This is a genomic window from Lachnoanaerobaculum sp. Marseille-Q4761, from assembly GCF_017565785.1.
In the GTDB taxonomy this organism is placed as follows: Bacteria; Bacillota; Clostridia; order Lachnospirales; family Lachnospiraceae; genus Lachnoanaerobaculum.
Genome location: NZ_JAGEKB010000001.1, coordinates 565,560 through 579,648, shown reverse-complemented (window position 1 = coordinate 579,648; position 14,089 = coordinate 565,560). Strand labels below are relative to the sequence as shown.

11 protein-coding genes are annotated in these 14,089 nt (G+C 36.7%); all 11 read left to right on the top strand.

Translation table 11 applies throughout. The features are described 5' to 3' along the window. The 11 genes from ftsH to J4O15_RS02630 all read left to right on the top strand — a co-directional run bounded on the left by ftsH (window position 1) and on the right by J4O15_RS02630 (window position 13,861). On the top strand, window positions 1-1,827 hold the full coding sequence (gene ftsH, locus J4O15_RS02680) for an ATP-dependent zinc metalloprotease FtsH (RefSeq protein ID WP_208099600.1): 1,827 nt from the start codon (window positions 1-3) through the stop codon (window positions 1,825-1,827). After that, window positions 1,828-3,849: a glycoside hydrolase family 13 protein gene (locus tag J4O15_RS02675; RefSeq protein ID WP_208099599.1), complete on the top strand. Its 2,022-nt coding sequence runs from the start codon at window positions 1,828-1,830 to the stop codon at window positions 3,847-3,849. 24 nt (window positions 3,850-3,873) lie between these two features. Further along, complete coding sequence (locus J4O15_RS02670; RefSeq protein ID WP_208099598.1) at window positions 3,874-5,247, top strand: MATE family efflux transporter; 1,374 nt, start codon at window positions 3,874-3,876, stop codon at window positions 5,245-5,247. Next, window positions 5,244-6,224, top strand: a complete 981-nt coding sequence (locus tag J4O15_RS02665) for a dipeptidase (protein ID WP_208099597.1) — start codon at window positions 5,244-5,246, stop codon at window positions 6,222-6,224. The genes J4O15_RS02670 and J4O15_RS02665 overlap by 4 nt, the downstream gene beginning before the upstream one ends. Then, entirely contained in the window at window positions 6,221-6,388 is a 168-nt protein-coding gene (locus tag J4O15_RS02660) for an ErpG protein (protein WP_208099596.1), read from the top strand. The genes J4O15_RS02665 and J4O15_RS02660 overlap by 4 nt, the downstream gene beginning before the upstream one ends. Then, a complete protein-coding gene (locus J4O15_RS02655) occupies window positions 6,388-7,254 on the top strand; it encodes a DegV family protein (RefSeq protein WP_208099595.1) in 867 nt (288 codons plus the stop codon). Before J4O15_RS02660 ends, J4O15_RS02655 begins: the two co-directional genes overlap by 1 nt. A 3-nt stretch (window positions 7,255-7,257) precedes the next feature. Next, a complete protein-coding gene (locus J4O15_RS02650; RefSeq protein ID WP_208099594.1) occupies window positions 7,258-8,718 on the top strand; it encodes a sensor histidine kinase in 1,461 nt (486 codons plus the stop codon). Continuing rightward, the gene (locus J4O15_RS02645; protein WP_208099593.1) at window positions 8,715-9,638 is read left to right on the top strand and encodes a GerMN domain-containing protein; all 924 of its coding nucleotides are present in this window, start codon (window positions 8,715-8,717) and stop codon (window positions 9,636-9,638) included. Before J4O15_RS02650 ends, J4O15_RS02645 begins: the two co-directional genes overlap by 4 nt. A gap of 1 nt (window position 9,639) precedes the next feature. Continuing rightward, the gene (locus J4O15_RS02640) at window positions 9,640-11,898 is read left to right on the top strand and encodes a DNA internalization-related competence protein ComEC/Rec2 (protein ID WP_208099592.1); all 2,259 of its coding nucleotides are present in this window, start codon (window positions 9,640-9,642) and stop codon (window positions 11,896-11,898) included. A 121-nt stretch (window positions 11,899-12,019) separates the two neighbouring features. Continuing rightward, the gene (locus J4O15_RS02635) at window positions 12,020-13,318 is read left to right on the top strand and encodes a glycoside hydrolase family 10 protein (protein ID WP_208099591.1); all 1,299 of its coding nucleotides are present in this window, start codon (window positions 12,020-12,022) and stop codon (window positions 13,316-13,318) included. 375 nt (window positions 13,319-13,693) lie between these two features. Next, window positions 13,694-13,861 carry a hypothetical protein gene (locus J4O15_RS02630; RefSeq protein ID WP_208099590.1) on the top strand — a complete coding sequence of 56 codons (168 nt, stop codon included), beginning with the start codon at window positions 13,694-13,696 and terminating at the stop codon, window positions 13,859-13,861. Window positions 13,862-14,089 lie beyond the last annotated feature (228 nt).

The window sequence follows — 14,089 nt, the reverse complement described above, 5'->3', positions numbered from 1 at the left end:
ATGAAAAAAGTAGATAATCCGGTAAGAATGTTTTTCTTACTTTTTGTTGTGGCACTTGTGGTATGGCTTATTTTAAACATGGGAAACCGGCTCAGTATAACAAAGCTGAATTCAGCACAGTTTAATAAATTGGTTGAAGAGAAAAATATTGAGGCTGTTGAAATAAGACAGAATTCACAAACCCCTACCGGTGAAGCTATAATTTACCTAAGAAACCAGGAAGAGTACGGAAAAAACGAGGTACATTATTTTATATCCGATGTTAATGAATTTATTAAAAAGATAGAGGCAAAGGATATAGTATATATTTTGGATGATGTTCCAAGAGACAGCATGTTTACAAACACAATATTGCCGATAGGTCTTACAGCCGTTATGATAATATTCCTTATTATGTATATGAACGGAAGAATGGCGTCAGGAGGCGGTTCCGGCAATAATAAGATGATGAATTTCGGCAAAAGCAGGGCAAGAATTGTAAAAACAGCGAATGTGAACTTCTCAAAGGTAGCCGGACTTGAAGAGGAAAAGGAAGAGCTGGCAGAGGTCGTGGACTTTTTAAAGGATCCGGGGAAATATACCAGACTCGGTGCAAGGATTCCGAAGGGAATTATACTTGTCGGTCCTCCGGGAACTGGAAAAACTCTTTTAGCCAAGGCTGTGGCAGGAGAGGCTGGAGTACCTTTCTTTACGATATCAGGTTCAGACTTTGTAGAGATGTTTGTAGGTGTAGGTGCGAGCAGAGTAAGGGATCTTTTTGAGGATGCAAAGAAAAATGCACCCTGTATTATATTTATAGATGAGATAGATGCGGTGGGCAGAAGAAGAGGCTCCGGACTTGGCGGCAGCCATGACGAGAGAGAGCAGACTCTAAATCAGCTCCTTGTAGAGATGGACGGCTTTGCAGGAAATCAGGGCATTATAGTTATGGCGGCTACAAACAGAGTGGATATTCTGGATCCGGCGCTTCTTCGTCCGGGAAGATTTGACAGAAAAGTGGCAGTAGGCAGACCTGATGTGGCGGCAAGGGAGGCTATCTTAAAGATACATGTTTCATCAAAGCCATTGGCTGATGATGTTGACTTACATTCAGTGGCAAGACAGACATCAGGATTTACAGGTGCCGACCTTGAGAATTTGATGAATGAATCCGCAATACTTTCAGCAAGGGAAGGCAAAGTGTACATTTCCGCTAATGATATAAACAGAGCATTTATAAAGGTGGGAATCGGTACGGAGAAAAAATCCAGATTGGTAAGTGAGCAGGAAAAGGCAATTACCGCATATCATGAGGCGGGACATGCCATACTTTTTAGAGAACTTGAGGGTGTAGGACCTGTACATACTATTTCCATTATACCTACAGGTGTAAGTGCGGCAGGATATACCATGCCGCTGCCAAGTGAAGATCAGATGTTTAACACCAAGTCAAAGATGATAAATGATATCATGGTAAGTCTTGGAGGAAGAATAGCGGAAGAAATTATTTTCGGAGATATTACAACAGGTGCAAGTTCCGACATAAAACAGGCTACCAAAGTTGCAAGAGCAATGGTAATGGAGTTTGGAATGAATGAGAGAGCAGGACTTGTAAACTACGGCAATGAAGGTGATGAAATTTTTATAGGAAGAGATTTCGGTCAGACAAAGTCATATAGTGAAGAAACAGCAAGTATGATAGACGAAGAAGTAAGAAGCATTATCAATGATTGCTATAAAAAGGCAAAGGAGATAATCTTAAAAAGAAAATATGTACTTGAATCCTGTGCCGCACTTCTTATAGAAAAAGAAAAGATTGGTTTTGAAGAATTTGAGGCATTGTTTTAGATGAATATTGAAAGTATTTTTAGTGATGAAACATCGGATTATATCTCATTGCAAAGCCTTAAGGATGGACATGAAATACGGATACAGATAAGAGTTTTTAAGGATGATAAGCCGGAGATCTTATTGGTAAATTATTTTGACGGTAGTGAATCAAAGATGGAAAAGCTTCATTCAAGCGATTACTTTGATTATTACTATGTTGATTTGAGTGATATAAGCTATTTAAAATATTATTTTAAAATAATTGAAGGCGGAAATACACTGTTTTATACAAGATTCGGTGTTACGGATTATTTAAAAGAAGATACATTGTTTGAATACAATAAAGACTTTTCTTTGCCCGAGTGGGCAAAGGGAGCCTTGATGTATCAGATCTTCATAGACAGATTTAATCGTGGAGATGAAACAAATGATGTAGTGGATGATGAATATATCTATATAGGTTTACCTGTAAAACATAAGGAAAATTGGAATGAATATCCTTCAAATTTTGATGTGGGGTATTTTTATGGCGGAGACTTGGAAGGCGTTTTACAAAAACTGGACTACTTAAAGGACTTTGGGGTTGAGGTAATATACTTTAACCCTCTCTTTGTATCACCGTCAAATCATAAATACGACACTCAGGACTATGATTATATTGATCCGCATATAGGCAGGATAGTGGATGATGCGGACGGTATTTTGGGTGAATTTGACAGTGACAATAAAAACGCCACAAAGTATGTAAAAAGAGTTACAAGCAAAAAAAATCTGGAAGCAAGTAATGAATTATTTATCAAGCTTGTAGAAGAAGCACATAAAAGAAATATAAAAATAATAATAGACGGAGTGTTTAATCATTGCGGTTCTTTTAATAAATGGATGGATAAAGAAGGCATTTATAAAAGAGCGGATGAAGGCTATCCTTTAGGAGCATTCTGGTCAAAAGAAAGCGAGTTCAGATCATATTTTAATTTCATTGGAGATGCATATGACGGCTGGTGGGGACATGATACTCTGCCTAAGCTTTATTATGAAAACAGCAAAAAGCTTGTGAATGAGATACTTCGTATCGGAAAAAAATGGATATCACCGCCTTTTAATGTGGACGGATGGAGACTGGATGTGGCAGCCGATTTGGGATATACCAGAGAGTTTAACCATGAGTTTTGGTCAATGTTTAGAAATGTTATAAAGGGAGTGAATAAAGATGCTCTGATTCTGGCGGAGCATTATGGTGATCCGAGCTTTTGGCTGGACGGCAAATGCTGGGACGGAGTAATGAATTATGACGGCTTTATGGAGCCGGTAAGCTGGTTTTTGACAGGACTTGAAAAACATTCCGACAGAGAGGATATGAGTCTTAAGGGAAATTCGGAGCTGTTTTTTATGATGTTAAAAAATGCTTTGGGAAAGATTCATTATGATGCGGCACTCGTATCTATGATTCAGCTTTCAAATCACGATCATTCAAGATTTCTTACAAGGACCAACGGTATTGTGGGAAGAATAGGTACTTACAAATCAGAGGATGCAAGCGAGGGTGTAAGACTTGAGGTGATGAGACAGGCAATAATGATGCTTGTGAGTCTGCCGGGTGCTCCTACGGTTTATTACGGAGATGAGGTCGGAGTATGCGGATTTACCGACCCCGATAATAGAAGAACATATCCCTGGGGGAATGAAAATCTTGAACTTTTAGAGTATCACAGATATATGAACAGATGGCATAGACTTAGAAAAGAGTTAAAATACGGATCTTTAATAAAACTTATATCAAAAGATTCCATAGTCGGATATGCCAGAGTTTTTAAAGACAGTATATCGGTGATTATAATACATAGCGGTAAGGATAGGAAAAGAATAGATATTCCTCTCTATCTTACCGGAATGAGGGATAATGCCGCAATAAGCCGTGTAATATATACAGGCACCTCAGGTTATAATGTGGGTATAGTCACTTATTTTAATGATAACGGACATTTAAGCATGGAAATAGAGCCGGATTCGGGATATTTACTGGTGAGTGAAAACCTGTAAACAGACAGTTCACTTGGAGAATATATGTTACAGAATGATAAAAAATATATAGGAAAATTATTCAGTAATAAGGATTTGAGACTGCTCATTATTCCCTTGATTATAGAGCAGTTTCTGGCTATTGCAGTCGGTATGTCGGATACAATTATGGTAAGCTTTGCGGGAGATGCCGCCGTATCGGGGGTATCTCTTGTGGATATGGTAAATAATGTTATTATATCATTGCTTGCAGCACTTGCAACAGGCGGTGCGGTAGTTATAAGCCAGTTTATCGGAGCAAAAAAGCGTGAAGATGCCTGTATGGCGGCGGCACAGCTTGAAATCATGGCATTTGCGGCTTCCGTAATTATATCAATACTTTCAGTAATATTTGCACATCCGATTATAGCATTGCTTTTTGGAAATATTGATAATGAAGTATTTGAGGCATGTAGGCAATATTTGATAATAACATCCATAAGCTTCCCGATGCTTGCAATATATAATTCAGGTGCGGCTATATATAGAAGCACCGGAGATTCAAAGACCTCTATGAAGGTCAGCATACTGATGAATATAATAAATGTAGTGGGCAATGCCATAGGCATCTTTGTACTGCATATGGGAGTGGCGGGAGTGGCTATACCCAGTGTTATATCCAGAGGAGTGGCGGCTGTGGTTATAACCGTACTGGCAGCACAAAATAAAAAAGCTATAGTTTATTTAAAGATAAAAGAAGTATTTAAACTGAGAATGGACTTTATGAGGAGGATTCTGTATATAGGAATACCCTCAGGTATAGAAAATTCACTTTTCCAAGTGGGAAGAGTTGCGGTAGTATCCATTATTTCAAACTTCGGCAGAACGGAGATAGTTGCAAATGCCATTGCAAACAATCTGGACGGACTGGGGGTAAATATGGGCAATGCCATAAGCATTGCAATGATTACCGTTATAGGTCGCTGTGTAGGTGCGGGAGATTATAAAGAGGCAAAATATTATGTGAAAAAGCTTGTATTTATCGGGTATATGGTGATTATAATACCTGTAATATTTATACTTGGCTTTCAAAACTTTTTTATTTCAATATATAAGGTATCGGATGCAACTAAGGAGCTGACATCCACTTTGGTATGGATACATATGGGTATGGCTATGTTCTTATGGCCGGTAAGCTTTATACTTCCCAATGCATTAAGAGCGGGAAATGATGTGAGATTTACGATGTGCATCAGTCTTTTCTCCATGGCGGTATTTAGATTTGCTACATCATTATATATAGCAAATGTATTTCATATCGGAGCCATAGGAGTATGGTGCGCAATGGTTATAGACTGGATTTTCAGATCATCAAATTTTGTATATAGATTTATATCCGGAAAGTGGTGGCATAAAGATTTACCAAAAGAGGGAATATGATAATTGATTTACATTGTGATACAATCAGCGAGATATACAAAAACAAGAGCATTAATTTAAAAGAAAACAATCTGATGATTGATATAAATAAATTAAAAAAATCAGATGTACTTTTACAATGCTTTGCGATGTTTACATATCTTCCTGATGTAGATTCACCATATAATTATGTGAATGAAATGATATCGGTTTATGAGAAGGAAATAGAAAAAAACTCAACTGATATCGCCTTTGCAAAAAGCTATGAAGATATTTTAAAAAATACAGAGAATAAAAAGATTTCAGCTTTCCTTACCATAGAAGAGGGGGAGGCTATAGAAGGCAGTATTGAAAAGTTGATTCATTTTTATAACAGGGGTGTCAGGATGATGACTCTTACCTGGAACTTTGAAAACTGTATAGGCTTCGGAAATAAAAAGCTGAATAAAAACGGAGAGTGTGTAGGATATATTCCCGATAAAGAAAACGGACTGAAGCCTTTCGGCTTTGAAGTGGTGGAAAAGATGGAAGAGTTGGGAATGATAGTGGATATTTCCCATCTTTCGGATGCCGGAATTTATGATATAATTGATATGACAAAAAAGCCTTTTGTTGCGAGTCATTCCAATGCCAGAGCCATTTGTGATCACCCAAGAAATTTGACGGATGATATGATAAAAAAGATGGCAAGTAGAGGCTGCATAGCCGGATTGAATTTCTATCCGGAGTTTTTATCAAGAGACTTTACCAATCGAGAAAGAAAAGCCTATATAGATGATATTATAGTTATGTTAAAATACATGGTAGATATCGGTGGAAGCGAGTTTGTAGCAATCGGTTCGGACTATGACGGCTTTAGCGATTCACTTGAATGGATTGATGCGGGCGGAACAAAAAGTCTGATAGAGGCAATGGAGAAATCAGGATTTACACAAAGCCTGATTGAAAATATAACATATAAAAACGCACTGAGAATCATAAAGGAAGTAGTAAAATGATCAGAATAGCAATACTTATTTTAATACTTGCTTTTGTCTGTGCTGTTTATGCAGTACATGCAAAGATGGAAGAAGATGAGAGGAAAAACGGTGATTTTGTCATAGATGATATGATAAAAAATGATGTAATTGATGAAATAGCAAAGGGTAAGGATAGAGGCTAATGAGTACAGCAGTGGTATTAGATAGTAATTGTGGTTTGACTAAGGAAGAGGCAAAGGCATACGGGATTTATATTTTGCCGATGCCGTTTATGATAGACGGAAAGGAATATCTGGACGGCAAGGATATAACTCAGGATGAGTTTTTAAGATTGCAAAATGAGGGTGCGGATATAGTGACCTCACAGCCATCACCTGAGGATGTAATGGATTTATGGACAGAACTTTTAAAAGAACATGCTTCCATAATACATATACCTATGACCTCGGGACTTTCAGGTTCATGCGATACCGCAATTATGTTATCAAATGAGGATGAATTTTTCGGCAAGGTATTTGTAGTGGATAATAAGAGAATATCCGTTACACAGATAAGTGCAGGTCTGGATGCTATAGAAATGCTAAAGGCAGGTCTTTCTCCCGAGAAAGTAAAGGAAAGATTGGAGGAAGATGCCGGTAAATCGGGTATTTATGTAATGGTCAGTGATTTAAAGTATTTAAAAAAGGGCGGAAGAATCACACCGATGGCTGCAGCACTTGCTTCCTTCTTAAAGATAAAGCCTGTGCTTCAGATACATGAATCAAAAATAGATGCGTATGCAAAGGCAAGAACCTTTAAGCAGGCAAGGCAGATAATGCTTGAGGCGATAAAAAAGGATCTTGCGGAGAGAATGGATGATCCTACGGGCAAGGATTCCAGAATAATGCTTGCACAGTATGATGCAATGGATTTTGCAAAAGAATTTGTAGAGGAATTGGAGCCTGTTTACGGAAAAGTAGATATAGTAAATCTGTCACTTTCAGTGGCAACCCATATTGGACCGGGAACAGTGGCAATAGCGGCTGCAAGAAAATCAGGCAATAAATAATATATGGAAGTGGAAAAGAAAAAAGCCGAATTTAAGCTGCCCCCTATAAGTCTTAGGATACTTTTATCCGTAGTATTTGTACTGTTCGGTATTTTACCCATATTTATATATGGAGGAGTGGTCAGCCGTACCAATTTTACTTCAAGGGTGGAATCCAGAAAGATAGAATTGCAGACCAAATGCCTTATGCTCAGCAATAAGCTGACAAGAGGAAATTTTTTGGACAATCCGGAAGAAAGAGATGTGATAAGGTCTGAGATAGATGCGGTAGCCGAGATATATAACGGTAGAATAGTGGTAATAGATAAATCCTATACCACTATTGAAGATACCTTTAATCTGGCTACAGGCAAGCTTAATATCGCACCTGAGATAATAGATACATTCAACGGTACAAATACAAATATATATAATAAATCCAAATCATATATATTACAGACCATGCCCATATATGAAAATATAGACAATCAAAATATTGACGGAGTGCTTATGTTTATCGCCTCTACCGAAAATCTTGTATCTGTAGCGGAAAATGTGGGAACTACCGAGAGGTTTTTATACCTTACTTTGAGCGCAATAGTGGTAGTACTTTCCGTAATAATAGGAGGCAGACTGCTAAAGCCCCTGATAAATCTAAGAGATGATATAGCAAGCATAGGTTATGGAAAGCTGGATCAAAAGATAGAGCATAATGAATATCAGCTGACCAAATCCATATCCGAAAACATCAATACCACTTTGGCAAAACTGCAGGCGGCGGATAAATCCAGAGATGAATTCGTGGCAAATGTCTCGCATGAGCTTAAAACCCCTATTACATCCATAAGAGTTTTGGCGGATTCCTTGATGAGTATGGAGAATGTGCCGAATGAGATGTATGCCGAATTTATGCAGGATATATCGGATGAGATAGACAGAGAGGCAAAGATAATAGATGATTTGCTCTCCTTGGTAAAGCTTGACAAGTCGGCTACCACATTGGTAACCGAGCAGGTGGATATAAATCAGCTTATAAAGCAGATACTAAAAAGACTCAGACCGATAGCACAAAAAAGAGATATAGAGATGACTTTTGAAACCATCAGAGAAGTAAATGCCGATGTGGATGAAACAAAGCTGTCTCTTGCTATAAACAATCTTATAGAAAATGCCATCAAATACAATAAGGACGGCGGATATGTAAAGGTAAGCATTGATGCGGATCATAAATTCTTTTATATAAATGTAAAGGATTCGGGAGACGGCATTGCACCCGAGTATAAGGACCTTATTTTTGAGAGATTTTATCGAATCGATAAAGCCAGATCCAGACAGACCGGAGGTACCGGACTTGGACTTGCCATCACCAGAAATGTGGTACATTTGCATGACGGTATTATAAAGGTTGCCAGCAAAGAGGGCGAGGGAACTACATTTACAGTCAGAATTCCTCTAAATCATGTAAAGAGGAGGGATAAAAAGTGAGAAATAAAATCTTATTGATAATAATGATAATATTTTCCTTTACACTTATATCTTGTAAGAAAAAAGAAGTAAAGCCCCTTGCTGAAAATGAATATTATATTTATTATATAAATACGAATATGAATACTCTTGTGGAAAGCAGATACAGTGCGGATGCCGAAAGATATGATACTCAAGCACTGGTAAATGAGCTGATGACACATTTTCTAAAAGTGCCGGATGATTTGGAGGCAATGGGAGCATTGTCCGATAAGGTGACCTATCAGGGCTTTAATATAGACGGAAATATTCTGTATCTGAACTTTGATACAAACTATCAGGGAATGGAAGTAAGCAGAGAGGTACTTGCAAGAGCGGCTCTCGCAAAGACATTAATACAGATAGACGGTATCGAGTATATAAGCATCCGCTCAGGAGAACAGCCTCTTTTAAATGCACGGGGTGAAAATGTGGGGCTTATAAGTTCTACGAATTTTATAAACAGTGTATCAAATATAAACAGCTTTGAAAAAGCCACCCTTTTACTGTATTTTTCGGATGAGAGCGGTACAAAGCTTGTGGCGGAAACCAGAGATGTGTTCTATGATTTGAATACATCAAAGGAGCGACTTATAGTGGATGAACTTATAAAAGGACCTTTTACCACAAGCCTAAAGGCGACTATTCCAAGTGATACCAAGGTTATAAGTGTCACAATGAATGAGGGCATCTGCTATGTAAATTTTGATGAAGGTTTTTTAAACTCATTGTCAGATGTACTTGACAGTATCACAATATATTCCATAGTGGACTCACTTTCGGAAATGCCCAATGTAAGCCGAGTACAGATACTTGTAAACGGAAAATCGGATAAAAATTATAATACAATTTCTTTAGGAACTTCTGTGGAGAGAAATCTCGATTATCTAAAAGAGGAATAAAATGAAAAGACCATGTATACTTATAGTAACAGCCTGTTTGCTTGGAGAGCTTTTAGGATATTACTTCAGTATCTTATGTCTTGTGGTGGCAATTATTATTGTCACCGCAAGTATGGTCTGTTTTATACTAAGATTTCAAAAAAATATCCTTTCAAAATTAAATAAAATATATTTTCTAACTTTCTTTATTATCTTTTGTATCTTTGTTTTCAGAATCAAATATGAAATCCACTTTGAAAAAACTTTTATTTCCCATAATGTGAATAATGAAAAGAATAATACTTTTATTTGTGGAAAAGTAAAAAATATCAGCTTTAAAAAAGATAATATCATCCTTGTATCAAGGGGAATGATTTATTATCTGAAGGAAGAAAAATATAATAATGATATAGCTATAGGAAATAAAGTGGCTTTTTACGGCAAAGTGGAGGAGATATCAGCCGCCGGCAATCCTGGTGAGTTTGATGCCAAAAATTATTATAAGACCAAGGGCATATATTGCAAAATGACAGTAGAGGATTATGACATTTTGGATAAAAGAAAAGATATTACAGGACAGTTTTTCTTCGAACTCAGGCAATATCTGGCAGGTAAAACAGAAGATACTTTCCCCGCGGAAAGTTCAGGTCTTATAAAGGCGATTTTACTCGGAATGAGGGGAGAGCTTGATAAGGGTATATACAGGATGTATCAAAAAAGCGGAATAGCGCATATATTGGCTATTTCAGGTCTGCATGTTTCACTGCTTGGTATTGGACTTTATAAGCTTTTTAGAAAAATTTTAAAAAGAAGCTTTTTAGTTTCGGCAGTTATTTCAGGCATATTTTTGGTCTTTTACGGACTGTTGGTAGGAGATAGTGTAAGTATAACAAGAGCCGGCACCATGCTTATACTGTATTTTATTGCGGAGGTACTTGGAAGGAGCTATTGTATAATATCGGCACTTTGTATCAGCGCCGTATTTATATGCCTGATATCACCCTTTGAACCTTTCGGTGTAGGTTTTCAACTCTCATTTGCGGCGGTACTAAGCCTTGGCGGACCGATAGATTTTACATTAAAAAAATTTAAATCCGGCATGGATAATAAAAAATATATAAATAAAATTTTTGATGCTCTTGTGGTCAGTATAGGGGTACAGCTTTTTACTCTGCCACTGATTTTATATTATTTTTATACATTTCCTATATACGCCTTTTTATTAAATCTCATCGTTATACCGCTTATGATTCCTGTTTTATATTCTGCAATATTTTCCATCTTATTAAACATTATAAAAATTTTTTTATATAAATATATAAGTATGCCGGCGGTACTTATTCTAAAATTCTATGATTTTTTATGCCGTCTGACAGGATATTTACCATATTCTAAAATAGTTTTTGGAAGACCCGGTATTATACAGATTTTTATTTACTATATTTTTTTATTTATTATGACAGCTTTTGCAATTAAAAAAAATAAAAGAGTTATTTTACTGCCTGTTTTATTGACTGTTTTTATACTGTACCCTTTTATCAGAAAGGATAGTGTAGTATATCTGGATGTTGGACAGGGAGACGGTATATATATGCATATTGATGATATGGATATATTGATAGACGGCGGCAGTACATCCAGAACGGATTTGGGAGAATACAGTATGGAACCGTTTTTATTATATAAGGGTGTGGATGATATAGAGATGAGTTTTATAACACATTCGGATATAGACCATATAAGCGGTATATTGTATTTGCTTGAAAGTGATATTAAGATAGAAAATATTTTCCTGCCATATCAGGCAATGAAGGATGCTTCATATGATGAAATAAAGCAAAAAGCAAGAGCTGCAGGCAGCAATATAAGATATCTGAGTATGGGTGATTATTTGGAAAAAGGTAATCTTAGGATAGATTGTCTATGGCCGGATAAAGCAGATAAGGAAAATGTAAATGAACAAAGTCAGACCTTTGTAGTGGAAGTAAGAGGGAAAAGACTTCTGTTTACAGGAGATATAGGAAAGACAAGTGAGGAGAGCATTTTGAAGTACTTTGATATAGGCAAGGTAGATATATTAAAGGTGGCTCATCATGGCTCAAAAAACTCCTCATTAAAGGAATTTATAGAAAATGTAAATCCAGATTATGCCATAATTTCATGTGGAAAAAACAATCACTACGGACATCCAAGTGAAGAAACCATAGATACATTAAGGGAAAACGGCTGTATTATACTTGAAACCTCAAAGAAGGGGGCAATAGAGATAAAGCTGGATTAGTTTAAACCAAGGGATTTGTAAGAGGACTTTAAGGAAATCAATATTGGTTTTTTATCCGAGCTATAGTATGATAGTGAGTAATTTGAGTATGGTGAAAAATAAAAGAAAGAGAGTGAGAAAAATGAAGAAAAAAACATGGTTTGCAAATTGGATCGGCAGAATTATTGCCGTATTATTAGTGATGAATATTTTTATATCTTTGCAAGCCTATGCCGCGGTAACTCGTGTGAGAAGAAGTGTGACAGTCCAAAATACTGCCGGAGAGGTTACTGCCGGGCAAGTATCCGTGGAGCAGCCAAAGGAACTTAGAGGTGTGTGGTTTTCCTATATCGACTGGAGTGAGATGCCCTCCGATAAGGAAGCCTTTAAACAGCGTGCCGATCAGGTGATGGCAGATATTAAAAATCGTGGTATGAATGCGGTATTTTGTCATGTACACAGTCATTCAGACAGCTATGGGCAAAAACTTAAGTCTTTCCCTTTATCACAGTTTATGGTTACAAAAACTTCAGCACCGGATTTTGATCCGTTTGAATATATGCTTGAAAGCGCACATAAGCAGGGACTTTCATTTCATGCATGGGTAAATCCTTACAGAGTGACCAATTCCATGATGAGAGATATTCCTGACGGCTCCATAGTAAAGCAGTGGATGGCGGATCCTTCAAAACAGCGCAATGTATTATTGCATGAGGGAAATTATTATTTAAATCCTTCAAGTGAGGAAGTTCGCAATTATTTGGTAAACTCCATCCGTGAGATATGCCAAAACTATGCAGTGGACGGCATACAGTTTGACGATTACTTTTATCCTTCATTAAACAATAATGATCCTGCAAAAAGCTTTGATAAGCCTGAGTATGATGCTTCGGGCAGTAATATAGGTATTACACAGTGGAGAAGAAATAATGTATCAATGCTTGTAAAGGATGTATATAAGGCAGTACATGAGATACGCCCTCAGGCAGTATTCGGCATCAGCCCGGTAGCACTTTTATCAAATCTTAGAAGTGACAGATCATATTTTGTGGATATTGATACATGGATGGCTTCAAACGAATATATAGACTATATAATGCCTCAGCTCTATCATGGCTTTGAGGCAAAAACCAAAACAGGAATTTTGGCTCCTCATGCTTATATAAACTGCCTAAACAGCTGGATAGATTTAAAAAGAAAGAGCAATAGTAATGTAAAGCTGCATATTGGACTCGGACTCTACAGAACCGGTAAGGACATAAAGGACGGCAATGCCGTTTCAGAATGGCTAAGATATAATGATATCCTGCTCAGACAGGTAAAGGCGGCAAGAGAAACCGGCGAAGTTTCAGGATTTGGAATCTTTGCCTATCAAAACTTCAGAGAAGCCCCGGCGATTCTCGAACTCAATAATTTACAGACAGCATTTACAAACCAGTAAGAATAAAAAAGGACATCGATGGGTGTCCTTTTTTGATGGGTGGAAATATATTGTCGGGAATGTTAATCGCAACTCTTTCTTAAAACTTCGCAGGATTTCACGCAGTCTGCTAAACTTATTTGTTCGCTTGGGGGCGGCATATATATTATAAAAATACAACAAAAAACAAATGAAAAATATTATATGATTTGATATAATTTAGATAATATTATGAGCGTGTAAAAATATTTATAAAATAAGAGGGGGAGTGTATAAATAAAAGTTTCTTAAAGCAACAAAATGACGGGATCTGATTAAGAAGTCAGTAAAATGGTGAATTAAACCTCGGCAATGCCGGTAAAACACTTTAAAGTATCTATTTGAAAGGGAGAGTGTATGAATAAAGAAATAAAAAGAAAATCAAAAAATATCATATACATGTATTTATTTTTTATACTTGTAGGTATTTCTGTAATAGGAGTGCAACGATTAAAGTTGCATATTGAAGGAGTAAGATATACTAGAGAAAAGGAGGCTTCAAATTTAAGCAAGAAGGATTTATAAAATATAATCTATCAATGTTTGTAGGCGCAAAATTGGAATTTACGAATCATAAGGGAGATGTATATTTAATTGAAATTGTATGAATTTAGAATTGACCAAAGAGTCCCATATTGGGTAGAGTTAGATAGAGGGGATGATAAAATTGCTATAACTGAAGACAATAAAGTGTATTTTATCCGGTTATTTAAAGGAATTGTATAAGACTATTGAATGGGGAGACACTATACG